General features: G+C 40.2%; 20 protein-coding genes. 10 read left to right on the top strand and 10 right to left on the bottom strand.

All coding sequences use genetic code 11. The annotated features are described in order from the left end of the window. Genes HLV59_RS16350 through truA form a run of 3 tightly spaced genes read left to right on the top strand, consistent with a single transcriptional unit; the run spans position 1 to position 3,108 of the window. A complete protein-coding gene (locus HLV59_RS16350; protein WP_216606737.1) occupies positions 1–1,266 on the top strand; it encodes a hypothetical protein in 1,266 nt (421 codons plus the stop codon). 58 nt (positions 1,267–1,324) lie between these two features. Further along, positions 1,325–2,296: an asparaginase gene (locus HLV59_RS16355; RefSeq protein ID WP_171430386.1), complete on the top strand. Its 972-nt coding sequence runs from the start codon at positions 1,325–1,327 to the stop codon at positions 2,294–2,296. Positions 2,297–2,310: 14 nt separating this feature from the next. Beyond that, the gene (gene truA / locus HLV59_RS16360; RefSeq protein ID WP_031947269.1) at positions 2,311–3,108 is read left to right on the top strand and encodes a tRNA pseudouridine(38-40) synthase TruA; all 798 of its coding nucleotides are present in this window, start codon (positions 2,311–2,313) and stop codon (positions 3,106–3,108) included. Between the two features lie 293 nt (positions 3,109–3,401). Here truA and HLV59_RS16365 read toward each other — a convergent pair whose 3' ends face one another. Next, the gene (locus HLV59_RS16365; RefSeq protein ID WP_016142299.1) at positions 3,402–4,412 is read right to left on the bottom strand and encodes an AraC family transcriptional regulator; all 1,011 of its coding nucleotides are present in this window, start codon (positions 4,410–4,412) and stop codon (positions 3,402–3,404) included. A 263-nt stretch (positions 4,413–4,675) separates the two neighbouring features. Between HLV59_RS16365 and infA the strand changes: the two genes are divergently transcribed. Beyond that, a complete protein-coding gene (gene infA, locus HLV59_RS16370; protein ID WP_001284370.1) occupies positions 4,676–4,897 on the top strand; it encodes a translation initiation factor IF-1 in 222 nt (73 codons plus the stop codon). 51 nt (positions 4,898–4,948) lie between these two features. Here the strand turns inward: infA and HLV59_RS16375 are convergent, their stop codons facing one another. Next, a complete protein-coding gene (locus HLV59_RS16375) occupies positions 4,949–5,320 on the bottom strand; it encodes a lysozyme inhibitor LprI family protein (protein ID WP_016144242.1) in 372 nt (123 codons plus the stop codon). 174 nt (positions 5,321–5,494) lie between these two features. Here HLV59_RS16375 and HLV59_RS16380 point away from each other — a divergent pair, with 174 nt between their 5' ends. Next, positions 5,495–5,902, top strand: coding sequence for a hypothetical protein (locus tag HLV59_RS16380; RefSeq protein WP_016144241.1), 408 nt, complete (start codon positions 5,495–5,497; stop codon positions 5,900–5,902). 52 nt (positions 5,903–5,954) lie between these two features. Here HLV59_RS16380 and leuB read toward each other — a convergent pair whose 3' ends face one another. The 4 genes from leuB to leuC form a co-directional block, all read right to left on the bottom strand. Then, entirely contained in the window at positions 5,955–7,034 is a 1,080-nt protein-coding gene (leuB, locus tag HLV59_RS16385) for a 3-isopropylmalate dehydrogenase (RefSeq protein WP_002114882.1), read from the bottom strand. Between the two features lie 31 nt (positions 7,035–7,065). Continuing rightward, entirely contained in the window at positions 7,066–7,656 is a 591-nt protein-coding gene (locus HLV59_RS16390; protein ID WP_016144240.1) for a hypothetical protein, read from the bottom strand. 112 nt (positions 7,657–7,768) lie between these two features. Beyond that, entirely contained in the window at positions 7,769–8,416 is a 648-nt protein-coding gene (gene leuD / locus HLV59_RS16395) for a 3-isopropylmalate dehydratase small subunit (protein ID WP_016144239.1), read from the bottom strand. A gap of 18 nt (positions 8,417–8,434) precedes the next feature. Next, positions 8,435–9,853 carry a 3-isopropylmalate dehydratase large subunit gene (gene leuC, locus HLV59_RS16400; protein WP_214286583.1) on the bottom strand — a complete coding sequence of 473 codons (1,419 nt, stop codon included), beginning with the start codon at positions 9,851–9,853 and terminating at the stop codon, positions 8,435–8,437. Positions 9,854–10,090: 237 nt separating this feature from the next. Here leuC and HLV59_RS16405 point away from each other — a divergent pair, with 237 nt between their 5' ends. Both HLV59_RS16405 and HLV59_RS16410 read left to right on the top strand, forming a co-directional pair. Continuing rightward, a complete protein-coding gene (locus HLV59_RS16405; protein WP_025470541.1) occupies positions 10,091–10,345 on the top strand; it encodes a DUF2061 domain-containing protein in 255 nt (84 codons plus the stop codon). A 115-nt stretch (positions 10,346–10,460) separates the two neighbouring features. Continuing rightward, positions 10,461–11,324, top strand: a complete 864-nt coding sequence (locus HLV59_RS16410) for a LysR family transcriptional regulator (protein ID WP_005066023.1) — start codon at positions 10,461–10,463, stop codon at positions 11,322–11,324. Positions 11,325–11,340: 16 nt separating this feature from the next. Here HLV59_RS16410 and HLV59_RS16415 read toward each other — a convergent pair whose 3' ends face one another. The 3 genes from HLV59_RS16415 to HLV59_RS16425 all read right to left on the bottom strand — a co-directional run bounded on the left by HLV59_RS16415 (position 11,341) and on the right by HLV59_RS16425 (position 14,427). Continuing rightward, positions 11,341–12,087, bottom strand: coding sequence for a sporulation protein (locus HLV59_RS16415; RefSeq protein ID WP_171430387.1), 747 nt, complete (start codon positions 12,085–12,087; stop codon positions 11,341–11,343). A gap of 54 nt (positions 12,088–12,141) precedes the next feature. Continuing rightward, on the bottom strand, positions 12,142–13,581 hold the full coding sequence (locus HLV59_RS16420; RefSeq protein WP_171430388.1) for a DUF2252 domain-containing protein: 1,440 nt from the start codon (positions 13,579–13,581) through the stop codon (positions 12,142–12,144). Positions 13,582–13,776: 195 nt separating this feature from the next. Continuing rightward, positions 13,777–14,427 (bottom strand): HAD family hydrolase, encoded by a 651-nt coding sequence (locus tag HLV59_RS16425; protein ID WP_171430389.1) that lies wholly within the window; start codon positions 14,425–14,427, stop codon positions 13,777–13,779. Positions 14,428–14,609: 182 nt separating this feature from the next. On the opposite strand from HLV59_RS16425, the gene HLV59_RS16430 reads away from it, so the two are divergent. The 3 genes from HLV59_RS16430 (at position 14,610) to katG (ending at position 20,157) form a co-directional block, all read left to right on the top strand. Further along, positions 14,610–15,095, top strand: coding sequence for an RNA pyrophosphohydrolase (locus HLV59_RS16430; protein ID WP_000567255.1), 486 nt, complete (start codon positions 14,610–14,612; stop codon positions 15,093–15,095). A gap of 84 nt (positions 15,096–15,179) precedes the next feature. Next, on the top strand, positions 15,180–17,474 hold the full coding sequence (gene ptsP, locus HLV59_RS16435; RefSeq protein ID WP_031947261.1) for a phosphoenolpyruvate--protein phosphotransferase: 2,295 nt from the start codon (positions 15,180–15,182) through the stop codon (positions 17,472–17,474). Between the two features lie 526 nt (positions 17,475–18,000). Continuing rightward, positions 18,001–20,157 (top strand): catalase/peroxidase HPI, encoded by a 2,157-nt coding sequence (gene katG, locus HLV59_RS16440; RefSeq protein WP_171430390.1) that lies wholly within the window; start codon positions 18,001–18,003, stop codon positions 20,155–20,157. A gap of 73 nt (positions 20,158–20,230) precedes the next feature. Here the strand turns inward: katG and HLV59_RS16445 are convergent, their stop codons facing one another. Further along, positions 20,231–21,283, bottom strand: coding sequence for an MBL fold metallo-hydrolase (locus HLV59_RS16445; RefSeq protein WP_016144230.1), 1,053 nt, complete (start codon positions 21,281–21,283; stop codon positions 20,231–20,233). Positions 21,284–21,304: the final 21 nt, after the last annotated feature.

Consider the following 21,304-nt stretch of genomic DNA (forward strand, 5'->3'; position numbering starts at 1 on the left):
ATGTTATATGTGATTCCATTCATCATATTGCTCGTGGTCGCTGTCATTTTAAAAAAACGCGAAAATAGCCAGAAGCAAGAGTCGAATTCCCCTAAAACGGCAAGTAGAAAAACCAATAAAAAAACGAACTCTAAATCAAGTAAAAACTCGCGTGAAAAAACTAAAGTCAATGTGTTTGAAGAATCTATCCCTTCTACTCCACAAAGCAGTCCTGTTCCAGACGCTGTTCGTCAGAAAATTCAGCTACTTATTCAAGAAAGACAATTCTCAGCCGCTGAAGCTCAAGTCAATCAGGCGCTCAAAAAAGATAATACACAACATGAACTTTATTTATTGCTACTAGAGATTCATATTGCACAAAAAGATGAGTTTGCCATAACTCAACTGATTGGCCATATTCGTAGCTTGGCGCTCAATGAAATAGCCATTCAAGCAGAAGCCAGACAAAAAGAATATGAGTCATCAAGACAACCAGATGCGATCGATTTTCCTCAAGCTCAAACATACCCAGAACCAAAAAACACATCTGATGCAACAGCTCAGTTTGACCAGTTAACAACAAGTACTTCTGAAACTTCTTTCGATAACTTGCAGCAAGACTATACCCCTGTAAAGCAAGAACCTGCTGTTGAAGTTGAACCTTTAGAGTTTAACTTTTCATTTGAGCAAACCACGTCTACAGAAAGTACCAGCCAACCGATACAGAAATCAGAGTTATCTTCATCTCAACAAACAGATGATTTGGCTGACTTAGAGTTTTCTTTTGACTTGGCACCTTTACATGAATCTGAGGAAAAAGCCCAAGTAGTAGAAACATCAGCAGAGCAAGAGAACAATAGCCATACTTTGGATTTTAATCTTGAATTAAACTCTCCAGATCCTGAGACAAAATCTCATGAGCAGATCTCATCATTAGGTGAGCTTAAATTGGTAGAACAAGCTCCATTAGAAGCGAATTCAATAACACCTCTTGAGTTTTCACTAGATGAGCCTACTTTTGTTACACCAACAGAGATTGAAACTCAAAATCATATAAATTTAATACGCGAAGAAACGACTCAACATCAAATCCAAGATCCTCTTTTAGAAGCTTTTCCAGAATTAAAACAGTTAGATGAAAGTGAACTTGATCTAAAATTGGCTGAGCAATACATCAAGTTAGGTGCTTACCCTGCAGCTCAAGCTTTATTGGCAAGCAATGAGCAAAAATTCAACATAGAACAACAACAACGCGCGAAAAACTTACTTAATCGCATAGCTTCTTAAAGCTGATCGTTTTACCATAAGCAGTCAGAGATGACTGCTTTTTTATGCTTGCAATAATATGAAAAAAATAGCCTTATTTTATATGGGTGGTACTTTTGGTTGTATTGGTGAACCTTTAGCTCCTATGCCTTATGACCAATTCCTACCTCAACTTGAAAAAGTGATTCCACCACATTTAACAGTTGATTGCTTCGCTGCACCCAATATTGTTGATAGCAGTGCATGTACGGCGCCTGATTGGTTACGCCTAATTCAACGTATACAACAACTACAACTTGAAGGTTATCAGCATTTCGTTGTTATTCATGGTACAGACACGCTCAGTTATGCGGCTGCAACGCTAGCCCGCTTTTTAGGCCAAAGCTGTCATATTGTAATTACCGGTAGCCAATACCCATTACTTAATATTCAAGGTGACAATACCCGTGAATTTACTGATGCAATTGAGAACTTATATCTTGCATTAGAACAAGTGATTGCTTTACCTGTGGGTGCTTATCTCGCATTCCACCATCAAGTATTCCATGCGCAAACTGCATTAAAAACGCATACAACTGAACTCGATGCATTCTCAGGGTTAAGTAGTGAAATTGAGTTTACACCTCAGCAAAATGAATTGATTGTACAAGATGCCCAAATTGAACGAGCAGCTTCATTCCAGATTTTAAACTGGATGATGCAACCGATTGCAACAGAGTACTTAGTTCAGCAATTACGTCACTTACTTCCAGCTCCTCCGCACTTTTTAGTGTTACAAGGTTTTGGTACGGGTAATATTGCGGTAAACCAAGAATTACTCGCAACATTAGATGAACTGTATGCTCATGGTTGTGTTCCAATTTTGGCAACACAAGTGACTTTTGGTGGTATTGATCAACGTTATGCGATTAGTGCATGGGCCAAAACTGCAAAAATTGTCATCAGTGATGCACATAGTCATGCAGATCTTTATGCAAAAGCACTTCAAATCTATTTAAAATACCCAACCCCAGAACAATGGCTAAGCCATTGGAATGAAAATTTGCATTAAATAGAGGTGAAGCTATGCAACGTTATGCAGTCGGTATTGAATTTAGCGGAGTTCAATACCGAGGTTGGCAAACACAACAGCCAGGCGTTGCCAGCGTTCAGGAAACGATTGAGCGTGTACTGAGTAAAATTGCAGATGAGCCTATTGCACTTCATGGTGCGGGCCGTACTGATGCAGGAGTACATGCAACAAATATGGTGGCGCACTTCGATACGAATGCCATTCGTCCAGAAACAGGATGGTTAAGAGGGGCAAACAGCCAACTGCCTAAAGATATTTCCATTCAGTGGATTAAACTGATGGATGAAAGTTTTCATGCGCGTTTTAAAGCGACTGCACGACGTTACCGCTATATCATCTATAACGCGCCCCATCGCCCAGCCCTATTACACAAGCAAGTTACTCACATTTATCAAAAGTTAGATGTGCAAAAGATGATTGAAGCTGCCAGTAAATTTGAAGGAACGCATAACTTTGAAACTTTCCGCGCAGCAGCATGCCAGTCAAACCAGCCTGTTCGACATGTAAAACATTGCCGTTTATTTGAACATGGGCGCTATTTAGTTTTAGATATTCAAGCAGATGGTTTTTTACATCATATGGTACGCAATATTGTCGGTTGCTTACTCGAAATTGGTCAAGGTATGTATGAAATTGATCATATCGATGCGATGTTTGCGGCACAGGATCGTAAAGCAGCTGGTGTAACTGCCCCACCCGATGGCCTTTATTTTATTCAGTGTAATTATCCTGAGCAGTTTGATTTGCCACAGCCACCACTTGGACCACATTGGCTAAACTTACCAGATTAAAACATTTAAAACTCAGTATCCAAATTAAGCATTAAATAAGATACGCGACAAAGTCATACGCAACCTGAACAAGGTTAAAGTGTACTTTAACCGCAGTGCAAGACAAACGCAGTGCGTAGTTCGATAATTTTTTAATCTTGTGACACGGTAAGAATTATTACTCTTTACCGTGTCACAAGCTTTTGCTCTTGCAGAGCTTACGCTCTTCATCCCGAAAGAAAAGTAACTCTAGCTGAAAGCTAATCCAATTATTAAAGCCTCAATGGCACGACTCCGTCATGACATAGGATAAATTAACGGTGTTGTTTACGCTTACGGTATTCAACCGGCGTTTCATTCGTCCAACGCTTAAAAGCACGATAGAACGTACTTGGTTCAGAGAAACCAGTTAAATACACAATACGCTCAACACTCTCGTTGGTATTTGCCAAAAGCTTTTTAGCCAAACGGCAACGATAGTCAGAAAGTATTTGTTGAAAACTGGTATTTGCTTCACTGAGCTGAGTACGTAAGCGACGCGGAGTAATATTCAACTGAGCAGCCACCGTTTCCAAGGTGGTTTCTCCGCTTTCCAGTGTTGAACCAATTGCGCGACGAACTTCACCCACTAAATCATAACGGGCCAGTTCCTGCAATTTTTCAATTGCGAGCTGCTCATGCAATTGCAATAACTCAGGCTCTGCTTGCCAAAGCTGGAAATCTAAAATAGCAGGGTCAAAATATAAACGTGTCTCTTTCTGACCTAAGCTAACTGGGCAGCCGAATACACGGAAATATTCATCCTCAGAAGCACCTTCACTAAAATTAAAATCGATGAAGATAGGATGAAATTGCCCTTCGGTAATGAATTTAAAGAATCTAAGTATGCCTGAAATTGCACATTCGGAAAAATGACGGTTGACTAGATTGTCAGCGCCAATCTGTTCGCCATTGGTTAAATAACAACGTCCTTCTTCAACTACCAGTTTTGCATCAAATGCATCACTAATGAGTCGTTGATAAGCTAAAGCTCGTTTTAAGCCTTCACCAAAGGTTTCACTACTAATAAATAGATGTTCAATCACCTGCCCTCGATACAAAGGCAAATGCTCACCTAAATGCAGACCGATGTCTGGATCTTTACTGACTTCCTGAGCGGCAGTCCAAAAGGCGTACTGTGCACTTAACGGTGTACGTGCATTGGTATCGACCTGATTTAAAGCAACTCCCGCTTTGGTTAATATTTCTTCTGTTGGCAAACCCGCACGACGAATCGCTTGGTAGCCAAAGCGTAATACAACTGATGCATCTGTTAGCTGACCCACGCAGTGCCCTTCCATGTAGATACTTCATTGATATTTAGGGCTGTTGACCTTTATGCAATTAACAGTCCCTAATAACTATGATTTTAGATTAGCGTTGATTGACCAAACTGACAACAGAATTACTCTTCTTTTGTGAAAAAAATTACATCTTTTTTTATTAGTCATACTTTAACCAGATGCTTTAGCAGAAGTGTGTCTATCTTGTTTTTTTTAAAAAAATTGACTATAATTTGCGCCTTTCCAATTTGATCATCAGGTAGGCTATGGCCAATAAAGAGGAACTCATTGAGTTCGAAGGCGTTGTCACCGAAACGCTTCCTAATACGATGTTCCGTGTACGTCTTGAAAACGGTCACGAAGTTATTGCACACATTTCTGGTAAAATGCGTAAACACTATATTCGTATTCTTACTGGCGACAGTGTAAAAGTCGAAATGACCCCATATGACTTAACTAAGGGTCGTATTACGTACCGTGCTCGCTAATTAGTGAATGCAAAAAAGCCACTTTATGATGTGGCTTTTTTATTGCGTCATTTATTCATTTAAGCGACTGGTTTTACATCCTACCGTTTGGCATTCACGCAATCTTTCTTGCAGCCAATGGTTTCTTTCCTGCGTTGTCTGTAAACGACATTGCACGTCTACGCTATTCCTATTTGAATCTGTACACTCGGCGTCACGTTGACGTATCCAGGCAAGCTGAGACTTCTTAAGAATACTTTTCTGCGCGGTGTTTAACTTTACGCGTAGTGCTTGATAGTTCCTATTCAGATCTGCATCAGCGCTCGCATAAATTTTATTTGTACAGTAGATATCATCGTAAGTATTGCGGGCACTATCACAGTTATCTGCATAGACCGAAGTCATTCCAACGCTGCATAAAAAAGCAAAAACTATTTTTCTCATCCTTTTCTTCCTTAAGTTTTTTATAAAATTATTATTAAAGCGGTTCGAATGTAATTGATAAATCTAAAAACAAATTTACCTTCATTTATCATAATCTTCCTTTTTTACTTTACAAGCTTGTAAATACAACCTATTGTTCTTTAATAATAAATATAATTTTATATAGAGAGAAAAATGAACATATATACCCGATGCCAAATTGGCTTATTGTCTTTTATGATTATTTATCTTAACGGTTGTGCTAGCCATCCACACCAATCTATAGATTTACAAGAATATTTAAAAGGTTTTCTAGGTAAATCATCGGCGACCATTCAACAAGATATCAATCTACGGAGTCTTGGCTTTCAAGTCGCCAACACTCCACAAAAAACATCCAATCAACTCATCTATACGATTTTACGTCCGTTAAGCATTCCAATTCCGATGGTGAGTAATGTTGATATGAGAGGTGGTTCTGTTCCCATACAATCGGGGAATTTAAGCAGTAACTCTTATGATCTAAATTTCAACTGCAAAGTGATTTTCCAGCTTAAGAATGATATTGCCGAGTCTATTCAATATGAAGGTAAAGCCTGCTAAAACATAGGCACAAAAAAACGCAGCGTTGAGCTGCGTTTTTTATAAGAAGCTTTTAAGCAAGAGCAGCGACAACTGCCTCACCCATCTCAGCTGTACCAACTTTTGTCATGCCTTCAGACATAATATCCGCTGTACGTAAGCCTTGATCAAGTACTTGACCTACTGCATCTTCAATTGCTTTTGCAGCAGCTTCTTCACGGAATGTATAGCGAAGCATCATTGCAACTGAAAGAATTGTTGCCAATGGGTTCGCCACATTCTGACCCGCGATATCCGGTGCAGAACCATGGCAAGGCTCATACATACCTTTGCCATTTTCATCTAACGATGCAGATGGCAACATGCCGATTGAGCCTGTAAGCATTGCTGCTTCATCAGATAAGATATCGCCAAATAAGTTACCGGTTACAATCACATCAAACTGTTTAGGCGCACGCACAAGTTGCATTGCAGCATTATCGACATACATATGTGAAAGCTGAATATTTGAATAATTCGCTTGCTGTAAATCAGTGACTGTTTGCTTCCAAAGTTCTGTTACTTCCAAAACGTTCGCTTTATCAACTGAACAAACTTTACCACCACGCAAGCCGGCAAGTTCAAAAGCTACTTTTGCAATGCGCTTAATTTCGCTTTCAGAATAAACGTCAGTGTTATAACCCTGTTTCTCACCGTTTTCGAGTTCACGAATACCACGTGGCTGACCAAAATAAATACCGCCGGTAAGTTCACGAACAATAAGAATATCTAAGCCAGCAACAATTTCAGGCTTTAAGCTAGAAGCATCTGCTAATTGAGGATATAAAATCGCTGGACGCAAATTAGCGAACAAGTTTAGCTCACTACGAATTTTTAAAAGACCACGTTCAGGACGAATAGAGCGCTCAATGGTGTCCCATTTCGGTCCGCCTACCGCACCCAACAAAATTGCATCAGCTTTTTTTGCTTGTTCACTTGTTACAGCAGGATACGGTTCACCATGTGCATCAATTGCCGCACCGCCTAATAAGCCATGTTCCCAAGTTAACGATAAATTAAATTTTTCATTTACTGTATTTAATACTTTTTCTGCCGCCCCAACAATTTCAGGACCAATACCATCACCAGCCAAAATTAAAATCTGTTTAGACATAAATTTTTCCATTTTCCAAAGACAAGCAGCGTTATAACTGCCGTGGCGTTAGTTTTTTCTGTTCGACAAATTCACCTAGCCCTGTTGTCACATCAAATGGTCGACAAAAGCGGCGAATAACTCGCTCATCTTGTTCTAAGTCAACGCATAATGGATCTGGTACAGAAACATTCAGCAAACTACCCGAACGGTTAGTTTTGTCTCGGTACATTTTAAATGTATAGCGATGGTTGGCATTAAACTGGTGAATAACATGGATTGTTTCAGCCCGATCTGGAGAGATCGGATAGAAACGGATTACCACTTCATATTGTTTGGCAGGTACAGATAAATACAAGCTGTTGCTTTGGCTAAGCACTGAACCTTGTAATCGTACAATTCCTTGATGAATTGCCTGATTACTAATTCGACGTGTTTGCGCATCCACTACAGTAATATCATTTAGTCGTTCAAATTCACAACTTTTCGCACCCGAACAATATATCGCTGCATTCTGCCCCAAACTATCTTGTTCAGCCTGCTTAATACGGACAGTATCCACTACATTGTAAGTGCTCTGACAAGCACTGAGTGTTATTGCGCACAGGCTCAACAAAAAGCTATGAGTAACGTTCCTCTTCATTGTTCAAGCCCAATCCTCATCTAGTGCATAATTTTAAGGTGTTTTTATGCTTTAGCATGTTAGCAAGAGTTTGAACGCTACGCCATGGCTATGTTTAAAATGTACCAAAAGGTTAATTTAACTCTTGGAATACCCAAGGACGAACTTGTTTAGTTTTTTCTTCGTAAGCGCGAATTGCATCCGCATTTTGAAGCGTTAAACCAATATCATCCAAACCATTTAACAAGCAATGCTTACGAAATGGATCAACTTCAAATTTAAAAGCTTCACCTGTTGGCGTACGTACTTCTTGAGCCGCTAAATCAATTGTTAATTGATACCCTTCATTGGCAGCACATTCTTTAAATAACTGATCAACAACTTCTTCTGGCAAAATGACAGGTAACATGCCATTTTTGAAACAGTTATTAAAGAAAATATCAGCAAAACTTGGGGCAATAACAGTACGGAAACCATATTCGTTTAATGCCCAAGGCGCATGCTCACGGCTTGAACCACAACCAAAGTTAGTTCGAGCAATCAAAACAGTTGCTCCTTGATAACGAGGCTGGTTTAAAACGAAATCCGGATTTTTGGGACGCACTGAATTGTCTTGTCCCGGATAACCTTCATCTAAATAACGAAGCTCATCAAATAAGTTGTCGCCAAAACCTGTACGTTTGATTGATTTCAAAAACTGTTTTGGAATAATTAAATCTGTATCAACATTGGCACGATCTAATGGTGCAACGATACCTTGTTCAACTGTATAAGCTTTCATGGTTTGCTCCAGACCGAATTAAAATGAACGAACATCAACAAAGTGACCTGCAATTGCAGCCGCTGCCGCCATTGCCGGGCTCACCAAGTGAGTACGACCACCATTGCCTTGACGGCCTTCAAAGTTACGATTAGACGTCGATGCACAGTGTTCACCTGGTTGTAACTTATCTGCATTCATTGCTAAACACATTGAACAACCTGGTTCACGCCATTCAAAGCCAGCTTCCAAGAAGATTTTATCCAAGCCTTCTTTTTCAGCCTGTTGTTTAACTAAGCCAGAACCCGGAACAATCATGGCTTGTTTAATGGTAGATGCCACTTTACGGCCCTTAACCACCTCAGCCGCAGCACGGATGTCTTCAATACGAGAATTCGTACAAGAACCAATAAAGACACGATCAAGCTGAATATCCGCTAATGCCTGTCCTGCATTTAAACCCATATATTGATAAGCACGTGTCCAGTCATTACGTTGAACATCATCTTTCGCTTGTTCTAAAGTTGGTACAGCTTCAGTGACCGGAATCACCATCTCAGGTGAAGTTCCCCAAGATACTTGTGGTTCGATTTCTGCGCCATTTAACTCAACTACAGCATCAAACACAGCATCTTCATCTGAATGCAAAGTGTCCCAGTAAGCAACTGCTTGATCCCATTGCTCGCCTTTTGGTGCGTAGCTACGGCCTTTCACGTACTCAATGGTTTTGTCATCAACTGCAACCATACCGACACGAGCACCTGCTTCAATCGCCATGTTACATACCGTCATACGCCCTTCAATCGACATATCACGGAAAACTTGACCACCAAATTCGATTGCATAGCCTGTACCACCAGCAGTACCGATTTTACCGATAATTGCCAATACCACATCTTTTGGTGTTACACCTTTACCTAATACGCCATCCACACGCACTAACATGTTTTTAGATTTTTTCTGGATCAAACATTGTGTTGCTAACACATGTTCAACTTCAGATGTTCCAATACCATGCGCCAAGCAACCGAAAGCACCGTGAGTCGCTGTATGTGAATCACCACACACCACCGTCATACCCGGCAAAGTTAAGCCCTGTTCAGGTCCAACTACATGCACAATCCCCTGACGGATATCATTAATGCTAAATTCAACAATATTGAAAGCTTTACAGTTGTCATCTAAGGTTTGAACTTGAATACGAGATGTATCATCTTCAATACCAGCAATGCCTTGGTCACGTTCTTTTTTAGATGTTGGAACGTTGTGGTCCGGTGTCGCTACGTTTGCGCTTAAACGCCATGGTTGACGACCCGCAAGTTGCAAACCTTCAAATGCTTGTGGGCTAGTCACTTCATGCAATAAATGACGGTCAATATAAAGTAAACATGAGCCATCATCACGCTGTGAAACAACGTGGTCATCCCACAATTTGTCATATAAAGTTTTGCCTGCCATGTCGTCTTGCTCCATTGGACTGGGTAATTCTAATCTTTCTTCGATTATAGCCAGAGTTTCACATAAATCTAATTTATCATTTTTATAAATTAGAAAACTTTTTGGAATCAATTTTAATTTCTAAAAACAATACCAAATTTAACAAATCGTTTTTGTTAATGATTATCATTTGCATAATCAATTTTTAATCTTATACTCTAATGCCTATACTAAAAATATCTAAAGTGGCTAAAGAGAATGATCATGGCTAATATTCAAAAATTCGTTGTAAATAATCAACGTACTTTAAAGAAAACCTTAAGTTATTACATTATGCATATTAGTGTAGCGATGCTAGTCGCATACTTTGTAACAGGTAACATCTGGATGGCTTTAACATTAAGTATGCTTGAACCAACCGTACAAGCTTTCGCTTTTTTCTTCCATGAAAAAGTATGGGCCGCTAAAGATCGCCGCGTAGCAGCCTTAGCCGAAAAAGAAACAACGGCTTAGATTAAGATTAGTGCGGTAATTCATAACTTTCTCACTCGTTTCGCTGCAAGCATGATACGATTTTGGCTTGGCAACTTTAGCCTCTTGATTTTTCTATTCCAAGTTGAGTTGTATTATGAATCTTGCAGCCTTTGAAGCTTTTGTAAAAGTTATGGAAACAGGGTCTATCTCTGTGGCAGCAGATCAGTTATTTATTACTCAGCCTGCTGTAACCAAACGAATCCACAGCTTAGAAGAATATTTTGGCGTAAAGCTATTTGAATCCGCAGGCCGAGGTGTTCAGGCAACTCATGCTGCACATTCGTTACTACCTAAAGTTAAAAACTGGTTAAATGAGTTGGGTGATATCCACCATACACTTAGCCATGAACAAACTCAGGTACAAGGCCGCTTAAAAGTCGGTACAAGTCACCATATTGGTTTGCATCATTTACCTGCACCGCTTAAGCATTTTGTTCAGCAATTTCCTCAAGTCACTTTAGATGTACATTTTGTTGATTCAGAGCAAGCCCATGAACAGGTATTGGCTGGAGATCTAGAGCTAGCGTTCTTAACACTTCCTCCTTCAGGAGATGAGCGTCTTAACTACATTACAATTTGGAATGATCCTTTAGTTTTTGTTGCCGCTCCTTTTCATCCACTGGCTCAAAAGAAGAATCTCACCCTACAAGATTTAATTGAATATCCAAGCTTATTACCCGCTGCACAAACTTATACTGCTCAAATCACTTTAGCGGAATTTGAAAAACAAGGACTCAAACCGAAAATCACCATGAGCAATAACCCTCTTGAGTCTATTCGTATGTTAGTGTCGATTGGTCTAGGTTGGTCAGTTTTACCCAAAACTCTGCTGAATCAGGATATGCAGCAGCTTGATTTAAATGTTGAGATGAATCGTCAATTAGGCATGGTGTGGCACCCTGCACGTACTCAATCCAGAGCCATGCAGGAGTTGATTAAAATGATGCAGGATGCATAAAAGTCTCTAATTTAATTTATCCAAGCTTTAAGAGGCTTCTGATTTGTTGCACCATTTGATTTACATCAAGCATATAATGAGAAATGGTCATCGTTAATAGTTGATCTGATCGAAAGTGACGATCTACTTCAAGCATCACGTGAGTTTGATTAGGCTCGGCAACGAAAGAAACTTCCACCTCATTAAATCCACTAAACATGTGCGAAGAGACAAATTCAAGCTCTTGGTAGCAACCAATGGTTGATCTAAAATTTCGCGCGGTAAGTTGACCTTTTTCTACATCGACAGTTGATAAACTAAAGCCACATCGCTGCATAGCCTGTAGAAACATTTCCATAGCTGGAGTTGGCAGAACCTTTAGATAATCACGATCAGTTGCATCTAATCCCCAATCAACATCCATATGGGTTTGAATCCAAACACGTGCACCATTTCGTCGACAAGCAACTTCTGTAATCGGTGTTTCAAATGGTAATTGAATACTAAAAGGGAAAGAATGCGCTTGATGTGCTGGCAATAGGAATCGAGAGTTTACTAACCACTCTTGCAAAACTAAAGGCTGATTAAACTCATGATCACCAGATTCAACTTCTGCCATCGTCACCAATTGCAAATAAAGACCATTAATCTCTTTATCAGATGATCCCCCTTTAAAGCTAATTTCACCATGCAATGTGGTGCCTGCCTGCAAGCTTGGATTCTGCAAAACAGTTTCTACAGTCACACCTTGTAGGCCCAAACCAGACATAATTTTATTAAACATTTTTTCTCTAACCTTTCGAATTATTTCATGTCATCTGTAGCAGCATACTTATTATTAAAGCGCCTCATCTCCAGCGAGCTGGATTTTACCATCTGCAACCTCATTCATAAATTGCTGATAGTCATTTAGATTGCGCTGTGCATATTCCTCTGCATATGTTTGTAATACTTCCACAATCGTACTCCCCTCGCCAAGATATCCCATAAGTACATCCGCATTTCCAGATTTAGCATGTGCATGAGCCAAGGCTAAACCACAACTTTCAGCATACTCATAGAAATAGTCATCATCCATATCACTCAGTTCAACCGAGATTTTCATATCACGTAACTGACGTACATGAAAATGTTGATTGGATATTGAAGAGAATCCAAGAAATATATCACTTGCAGCCTGCATGAGCTGCTGACCATGTACTACACGTTCACCTTCATGTTTTACTTTTTCTACAAATAACGGACTAAGAATCGACGGATTCGCTTCCTTCATTTGTAAAATTAAAGGTTCACGATCTGCATCTTGAAATAATGCAATCGCTGAACGCGTACCCACACTTCCAACACCCACCACTTTCAAAGCCACATCTGTACGTTGATAACGATCAAAAAGCACTTGGCGATCATATTTCAAAGAATCACGGTATTGTTGAAAGAATACATCAATATCTTGACTAAACGGCTCATCTGCACTCGGATGCCATAATAACGGCGCATCATCCACAAAATGACGAAATCCTGTATTTTGATCTTTTTGTGTTAGCTTCGGCAAAACAGAATACGCAGTTCTTTTCTGCGCTGAATCAAGATGCTTCTCGCGTTTCTTTCTTAGTTTTCGGCATTCGGTATTTTCCAATAAAGTACTGGCATCAACTTTTTCATACCAAACTTGGAGTGGTGAAAGTTCCGTATTTTCTAATAAATGCTGACGATAACTATTCAGCATGGTTTTAATTGCTTTTAAACCTACTTTATTAGCAAGATCAATATCACGCGCCGCTATTACAAAACTGGTCGCCAAACGCTTTAAATCCCATTCAAACGGGGCAACTAAGGTTTCATCAAAATCATTAATTCCAAATAACAGGTTACGTTCAGGACTTGCAAAACCGCCAAAATTACTTAAATGACAATCACCACAAATCTGTTGAAATAAACCAGAATTTACCTGCTCCCACGCTTGATCAAATAGCATCAAAGAAGGCATACCACGATAAAATGTAAATGGAGAAACACTCATCCGTTTTGCGCGAATCGGCTTAAGTTTTTCTAAACATCCTTGGTTACTCCAATCATAGATCGTTAAGGCAGTTGTACCTTTTGGTCGTTCAGAAAGCTTTGATAGCTGTTCACGTGGTACTTTTTTGCGTTGAGCCTTACCCAGCTTAAAGCCTTCGCTTTTATTAAGTAATTTCCCCTGATAGCTATGACGTGTTAAATCAATACTTTCATCATTCCAAAGTTGTTTTGGTAATTTAATTTGTGCTGTTTTTGACATTATTCCCTCATTTTTAAATTAAATTTTTTATATTCTTAAATCTTTACCAAGATAAAATTTATTCTTTGTTAGACATATCACTATCTGTTTTGAACCAAGATTTATAAGAAATATTAAAAAATGACTTTAAATATAATTTATTAAGAGTTGGAAGACATTAACGCTTTTCAGGGCCACTCTTCCAACTCCAAAATCTTAAATCGACCAGTCCTGAATATCCCACTTATGTTCTTGAGCCAGTTTTTCAAGACGGTCATCAGGATTTACCGCAATCGCATGCGTTGCGTATTCCAGTAAGAAGCGGTCATTAATTGAGTCAGAGTAAGCCCAAGACTCAGACACGTTACGGCCTTCCAACCATGCATCTAGACGTGCAAGTTTGCCCTTTTGGTAACACGCTAAACCAGCAACTTTACCCGTATATTTTCCATCAGTAACTTCAGCATTGGTTGCCAAAATTTCGGTAATCCCAAATTCACGGAAAATCGGCGCAGTAATAAAATCACTTGTTGCAGTAATTCCGACAATCATATGTCCTAAATCTTGGTGCTTTTTGATTGCATCAAAACCTTTTGGGCGCATTTGCGGACGAATCACTTTTTGCATAAACAATTGGTGGAGCTCAGTTAAGTAGTTATTGTCATGCTGCGTTAAAAATCCGAAAACAAATTCATTATAAGCATATGGATCAAGTTGCCCTGCTTTGTAATCTTCATAAAATTTATCATTCATCTGACGATGATGAACCGGATCAACCAAACCTTCATTGACTAAAAATTCACCCCAAGAATGGTCTGAATCGGTATTTAACAAGGTATGGTCTAAATCAAACAACGCCAGTTTCATGAAAATTCTCGTTTAAACTGAAATTTAAGAAAAAAAATGTAAATCTATCTCCGCTAGTCGATAGAAATTCGTTAAGATCGTAGCAATTTAAACATTTTACTTTGATCTTTTCGAGCTGGACATAAAAAAGTGTTTGTCCCCGCGATTAAAGTCAACGATATAGACAATATTTAGGTAGCCAAATGATCGATTCAGAAGGTTTCCGACCGAATGTCGGGATCATTTTGGCAAACGATGATGGACAGGTTTTATGGGCAAAGCGCATTGGTCACAATGCTTGGCAATTTCCACAAGGAGGCATCCAGTTTGGAGAAACCCCTGAACAGGCACTTTTTCGAGAACTGAGAGAAGAAATCGGCTTATTGCCCGAACATGTCCAGATTATTGCGCAAACCAAGGGATGGCTGCGTTATCGTTTGCCACATCGGTACATTCGGTCAGACTCTGACCCCGTATGTATCGGACAGAAACAAAAATGGTTTTTACTGAAGTTAACTGCGCCTGCAAAAAATATTCAGTTAAACCTCTCCGACCCGCCCGAATTCGATGAATGGCAGTGGGTTAGCTATTGGTATCCTCTTGGCCAAGTGGTGAACTTCAAGCGTGATGTTTATCGTAAAGCTATGGTGGAGTTGTGTACACAGTTGCCGATGCAACAATTACCCTAAAAATCATTTATCTAGCAAATGATTTTTATTAAAAGTGCTGTTATAAATACATTCATAGTCTAAAAAATACTGGAGTATACATCCATGTCAAACATGCAACTCGACACTCTACGGCGCATTGTCCAAGAGGTTAATGCGTCCGTCAGTTTGCATGAATCATTAGACATCATGGTCAATCAGGTTGCTGAGGCCATGAAAGTGGATGTTTGCTCTATTTATTTACTCGATGAACGTAATCAGCGCTATGTATTGATGGCCTCTAAAGGCTTAAATCCAGAATCTGTAGGCCATGTTTCTTTGCAATTCGGTGAAGGCTTGGTCGGTCTAGTCGGGCAGCGTGAAGAAATTGTTAACCTAGACAATGCGCCAAAACATGAGCGTTTCTTATATTTACCCGAAACGGGCGAAGAAATTTATAACTCGTTCCTTGGCGTACCCGTCATGTATCGTCGTAAGGTTATGGGCGTTTTGGTTGTCCAAAACAAACTGCCTCAAGATTTTAGCGAAGCTGCCGAGTCCTTTTTAGTTACACTGTGTGCTCAGCTTTCTGGCGTTATTGCTCATGCTCACGCAGTTGGAAATATTGACGTATTTCGCAAACCAAGTAATGGCCCCGCCTACAAAACCTTTCAAGGCGCTTCAGGTGCAGGTGGTGTAGCTTTAGGCCGCGCTATTATTTTATATCCACCTGCTGATTTGGGTTCTGTACCTGATCGTGAAGCAGAAGATATTAGCGATGAACTCCGAATTTTAGATCAAGCCATTTCATCAGTTCGTTCAGAGATTCGTTCTTTAGATGAAAAAATGCATGATTCATTAATGGCCGAAGAACGCGCTTTGTTTAGTGTTTTCTTAAGAATGCTAGATGAAAATGCGTTACCAGCGGAAATTAAAGAACTCATCCGTGATGGGCATTGGGCGCAAGGTGCAGTACGCCGAGTCATTGAAAAGCACACTGCCTTATTTGCACAAATGGAAGATGACTATCTACGTGAGCGAGTGTCTGATCTTAAAGATTTAGGGCGACGTATTTTAGCCTCTTTGCAAGAAGAAGACTCTAGCCATCGTGATCTAAGCCCAGACAGTATTTTAATTGGTGAAGAAATTAGTACCGCGGCACTCGTAGAGCTGCCTGTAGACAACATTGCTGCAATTGTGACATCAGAAGGTGCAGCCAACTCACATATGGTGATTGTGGCTCGTGCATTAGGTATTCCAACGGTAGTTGGTGTAACCGAACTGCCAGTGAACACACTTGATGATGCAGAAATGATTGTGGATGCCTATCAGGGCCGTGTTTTTGTCAATCCACCACGTCGTTTACGCCAACGTTATAAAGAAATTCAAAAAGAAGATGAGCAAATCGCAAAAGATCTCAAACAATACGAGACCAAAGAAGCGATTACTCCAGATGGTGTATCCGTTCAACTTTATGTAAATACAGGCCTCATGATTGATGTTGTCCGTGGTGTACAACGCGGCGCGCAAGGTGTGGGTCTATACCGAAGTGAAATTCCATTCATGCTACGGGAACGTTTCCCGGGTGAAGAAGAACAACGTGCAATCTACCGTCAACAGTTGAGCCACTTCGCCAACAAACCTGTGGTAATGCGAACTCTCGATATTGGTGCCGATAAAGACTTACCGTATTTCAGTATCGAAGAAGAAAACTCAGCATTAGGCTGGCGTGGTATTCGTTTCACGCTTGATCATCCTGAGATTTTTTCTTCACAAATTCGCGCCATGCTCAAAGCCAGTATTGGTTTAAATAATCTGCATATTTTATTGCCAATGGTCACTACAGTCAGTGAAGTCGAAGAAGTACTTTATTTGCTTGAACGTGACTGGATTGCGGTGCAAGAAGAAGAGCAAGTTAAAATTACCAAGCCGAAAATTGGCATTATGGTTGAGGTGCCGAGCGTACTGCTACAAATTGATGAGTTTGCTGAACTCGTCGATTTCTTCTCGGTCGGTTCAAATGACTTAACACAGTATTTACTTGCGGTTGACCGTAATAATCCGCATGTGGCCAACGTTTACTCACACTTCCATCCATCCATTCTACGTGCGCTAGCTCGCTTAGTTAAAGAATGTCATGAATACAAAAAACCAATCAGTATTTGTGGTGAAATGGCGGGTGACCCATTATCGGCAATTTTGCTCATGGCGATGGGCTTTAATACCCTTTCAATGAGTTCGAGTAACATTTTGCGAGTACGAAAAGCAATTTGTCATGTCCCTATGACAGATGCACAAAAATTACTGGATGATGTCATGAAAATGAATAATCCACTCATTGTGAAAAGCTGGCTTGAGTACTATTTTAAAACTCATGGTCTAGCCGATATGGTTAAATCAAATCGAATCGTAAATGTTTAATATATGAAAAATAAAGGAGAGCAATGCTCTCCTTTATTTATTTTGAAATATTTTCTACTACAACTAAATATAAAAAATTTCTTTTCACTATTGCTTCCATCTCAATCTTTCAAACAAACCTTCAATCGGTTTTTTAAATCAATATTGACAATTTAATCCATTTGAAAAATAAGACACCTACTTCTAGTATATTTAAAGAGCGTTATTAAAAGATCTTACGTTGTTCCAACAATTGAAGAGGTAATTCTATGCATCGTTATTTACAAGTTTCATCTTATTTTTCCTCTTGTTTTTTAACCTTCATACAGTAAATTGGAGGAATAACAACTAAAGGAATCTGATGCATTATTAAATAAAAAATAATGGGCTGGCATTTCAGTGAAAAGACTTTTAAACGGTTTCTATCACCATTTGTTCACTCATTTCTTTATTTAATAAACATGAGTTTTTAAACCAGAAGTCCAGGAAAATGAGCCCTAACATTTTTACTAAGAGCTCAATAATTATTACCCAGAGAGAATTAACCATGTCAGACGAATCAAAATGTCCTTTTTCAGGCCATAAATCAAAACCAGAAGTAACGGTCGGTGGTGGCACGCCTAGTTTACATTGGTGGCCAAAACAACTACGCGTCGACCTACTCAATCAACATTCAGAACGTTCTAATCCACTCAGCAAAGATTTTGATTACCGTAAAGAATTTAAAAAACTCGACTATTATGCACTCAAAGCTGATATCAAAAATGTGTTAACCGATTCTCAAGATTGGTGGCCAGCCGATTGGGGAAGTTATACAGGCCTATTTATTCGTTTAGCTTGGCATGCTGCTGGTACATATCGTATGGGTGACGGCCGTGGTGGCGCTGGTCGTGGTCAACAACGTTTTGCACCATTAAATAGTTGGCCAGACAATGCGAGTTTAGATAAAGCACGCCGCCTACTCTGGCCAGTTAAACAAAAATACGGTCAAAAAATATCATGGGCAGATTTATTTATTCTTGCTGGAAACATCGCACTTGAATCTTCAGGCTTCCGTACTTTTGGTTTTGGTGCAGGGCGTGAAGATGTTTGGGAACCAGACAATGACGTAAACTGGGGCGACGAGAAAGAATGGTTAGCTCATCGTAACTCAGAAGCTTTGGAAGGCAGTAATCTCGCTGCAACTGAAATGGGTCTAATTTATGTAAACCCTGAAGGTCCACAAGCCAGCGGTGATCCAAGATCAGCTGCGCCATTTATTCGCGCGACTTTCGGCAATATGGCAATGGATGATGAAGAAATTGTTGCTTTGATCGCAGGCGGTCATACCTTAGGTAAAACCCATGGCGCTGGCTCTGCTGACCATGTTCAAGCTGATCCTGAAGGAGCATCAATTGAACAAATGGGCTTTGGCTGGTCCAACAGCTTTGGCACTGGTGTTGGTAAAGATGCCATCACTTCAGGCTTAGAAGTCATTTGGTCACAAACGCCAACCCAATGGAGCAACTACTTCTTTGAAAACCTATTCAAATACGAGTGGGTACAAGAACGTTCCCCTGCTGGTGCAATCCAATGGGTAGCAGCAGATGCTGAGGCAATCATTCCAGATCCATTCGATCCATCAGTTAAACGTAAGCCAACAATGCTTACTACAGATTTGACCTTACGTTTTGATCCTGAGTTTGAAAAGATCTCTCGTCGTTTCCTTAACGATCCACAAGCCTTTGCCAATGCTTTTGCCCGTGCGTGGTACAAATTAACTCACCGTGATATGGGACCAAAAGCACGTTATTTAGGCCCTGAAGTTCCGACTGAAGATTTAATTTGGCAAGACCCATTACCTGCTGCTAGCGTTATTCCATCTTCTGCTAGTATTGATGAGGCAAAAGCAAAAATCGTTGCACTAGGGCTATCTGCTAGTGAGTTGGTTTCTCTTGGCTGGGCTTCCGCATCAACATTCCGTGGTGGAGACAAACGCGGCGGTGCAAATGGCGCACGTATTGCTTTATCGCCACAACGCGAATGGGAAGTAAACAAAAAAGCTGTTGAGACTTTAACTAAAATTGAAGAACTCAAAGCATCTACTCAATTGTCATTGGCTGATTTAATCGTGCTTGCAGGTAACGTTGGCGTAGAACAAGCTGCTCAAGCGGCAGGTTTCAATATTAGCGTTCCATTTGCCCCTGGTCGTGTTGATGCACTACAAAGTCAAACTGATATCGAATCTTTCCAATTACTTCTCGGCCTTGCCGATGGTTTTAGAAACTGGAAAAAAGACGGCGTCAGTTCATCAACTGAGGCATTATTAATTGATAAAGCACAAAAACTGACTTTGACTGCACCAGAGTTAACAGCATTGATTGGTGGTTTACGTGTACTGGGCACTAACTGGGATGGATCACAACACGGTGTATTCACTCAACAAGTTGGTGTACTTAGCACAGACTTCTTTACGAACTTACTCGACATGTCTACTGTATGGGCACCTGTTGATTCAACAAGCGAAGTATTTGAAGGCAAAGACCGTAAAACCGGCACAGTAAAATTTACCGCAACACGTAATGATTTAGTCTTCGGTTCAAACTCAATCTTACGTGCATTAGCCGAAGTTTATGCTCAGGCAGATGGTAAAGAAAAATTTGTTCAAGATTTTGTTGCTGCATGGACTAAAGTCATGAACCTCGACCGTTTTGACTTAGCTTAATTTAAGTCAAAATAATAAAAAGCCAGTTCAAATTGAACTGGCTTTTTTAATATAAACATAAAATAAAGGAGTTTTAGACAGTCAATTTATGCCCTTCCCGAATGCAATAAAAAGGATTTGCAAGCTTTGACGAAGCTTTAATTGCCTGTGCTAGAGCATGCTCTGGGTCTTCTCGGTCTTCATCAGTCAACTGGAAAGTCCGATAATGAATCGCAATAGAACGATGAGCCTGTAAATCAAAATGTGCATGTAACGCATCTTGCGGGTTCATATGAACATAGCTCATCAGTTCGCGTGGCTCATACGCACCTATTGGAAGCAAGGCTACACGTGGTGCGCCATAACGGGCATGAATTTGCTTAAAATGACCCGCATAACCGGTATCACCCGCAAAGAAACAATGACCTGTTTTAGCTACAACCGAAAAGCCACCCCAAAGTGCCTTATTCTGGTCGCGTAAACCACGGCCTGAACCATGCTGTGCAGGCGTATAGATAATTCTTAATTCGTGATAGGGAATTTCTTGCCACCAATCCATCTCAATGACATGAAACTCTTTCGGTAGGTAAAACCCGTTCCCGAGCCCAGTGTAAATTGGCATTGCAAATTTTTTATGTAGCCATTCAAGTGTCGCTAAGTCCATATGGTCATAATGATTATGGCTGAGTAGAACTCCATGAATGGTCGGCAATTGCTCTAGTGCAAAACCTGCGGGACATACACGACGTGGACCACGCCCTTGTGCAGGACTTGCATAATCACACCACACTGGGTCAGTAATAAAGTTATAAGGACCAATCTGAACCAATACCGTTGCATGCCCAACAAACCAGACTTGCCAATCGTCCAGATCTGCCTGAGGACGATTTTGCGGTAAAGCTACAGCCGTATTTACACGGGTTTCATATTCATTTTGAATATCCACTTTCCATGTAAAAGACTCACGCGTAACTAACCAACGCAATAACTCTTTTGATCCTCGTGCAGGCGATCTAGGCTGCTGATTATAAAAACGTGTATCTTTTTCATGGCCCAATTCAGGATGACAAAAAGGCGGTTTTATCCATGTATGCGTCCAGCAGGACTGAGTCGGCAATTGATAAGTTAATGTCGGCTTGTCTTTCATGGGCTTTTCTATGTTTTAGCA

The organism is Acinetobacter lactucae, assembly GCF_013122135.1.
Taxonomy (GTDB): Bacteria; Pseudomonadota; Gammaproteobacteria; order Pseudomonadales; family Moraxellaceae; genus Acinetobacter; species Acinetobacter lactucae.

Bases quoted from the DNA above. Each gene is read 5' to 3' on its own strand.
- HLV59_RS16350 (WP_216606737.1), top strand. From the start codon at position 1: ATGTTATATGTGATTCCATTCATCATATTGCTCGTGGTCGCTGTCATT.
- HLV59_RS16355 (WP_171430386.1), top strand. From the start codon at position 1,325: ATGAAAAAAATAGCCTTATTTTATATGGGTGGTACTTTTGGTTGTATT.
- truA (WP_031947269.1), top strand. From the start codon at position 2,311: ATGCAACGTTATGCAGTCGGTATTGAATTTAGCGGAGTTCAATACCGA.
- infA (WP_001284370.1), top strand. From the start codon at position 4,676: ATGGCCAATAAAGAGGAACTCATTGAGTTCGAAGGCGTTGTCACCGAA.
- HLV59_RS16375 (WP_016144242.1), bottom strand. From the start codon at position 5,320: ATGAGAAAAATAGTTTTTGCTTTTTTATGCAGCGTTGGAATGACTTCG.
- HLV59_RS16380 (WP_016144241.1), top strand. From the start codon at position 5,495: ATGAACATATATACCCGATGCCAAATTGGCTTATTGTCTTTTATGATT.
- leuB (WP_002114882.1), bottom strand. From the start codon at position 7,034: ATGTCTAAACAGATTTTAATTTTGGCTGGTGATGGTATTGGTCCTGAA.
- HLV59_RS16390 (WP_016144240.1), bottom strand. From the start codon at position 7,656: ATGAAGAGGAACGTTACTCATAGCTTTTTGTTGAGCCTGTGCGCAATA.
- leuD (WP_016144239.1), bottom strand. From the start codon at position 8,416: ATGAAAGCTTATACAGTTGAACAAGGTATCGTTGCACCATTAGATCGT.
- leuC (WP_214286583.1), bottom strand. From the start codon at position 9,853: ATGGCAGGCAAAACTTTATATGACAAATTGTGGGATGACCACGTTGTT.
- HLV59_RS16405 (WP_025470541.1), top strand. From the start codon at position 10,091: ATGATCATGGCTAATATTCAAAAATTCGTTGTAAATAATCAACGTACT.
- HLV59_RS16410 (WP_005066023.1), top strand. From the start codon at position 10,461: ATGAATCTTGCAGCCTTTGAAGCTTTTGTAAAAGTTATGGAAACAGGG.
- HLV59_RS16415 (WP_171430387.1), bottom strand. From the start codon at position 12,087: ATGTTTAATAAAATTATGTCTGGTTTGGGCCTACAAGGTGTGACTGTA.
- HLV59_RS16420 (WP_171430388.1), bottom strand. From the start codon at position 13,581: ATGTCAAAAACAGCACAAATTAAATTACCAAAACAACTTTGGAATGAT.
- HLV59_RS16425 (WP_171430389.1), bottom strand. From the start codon at position 14,427: ATGAAACTGGCGTTGTTTGATTTAGACCATACCTTGTTAAATACCGAT.
- HLV59_RS16430 (WP_000567255.1), top strand. From the start codon at position 14,610: ATGATCGATTCAGAAGGTTTCCGACCGAATGTCGGGATCATTTTGGCA.
- ptsP (WP_031947261.1), top strand. From the start codon at position 15,180: ATGTCAAACATGCAACTCGACACTCTACGGCGCATTGTCCAAGAGGTT.
- katG (WP_171430390.1), top strand. From the start codon at position 18,001: ATGTCAGACGAATCAAAATGTCCTTTTTCAGGCCATAAATCAAAACCA.
- HLV59_RS16445 (WP_016144230.1), bottom strand. From the start codon at position 21,283: ATGAAAGACAAGCCGACATTAACTTATCAATTGCCGACTCAGTCCTGC.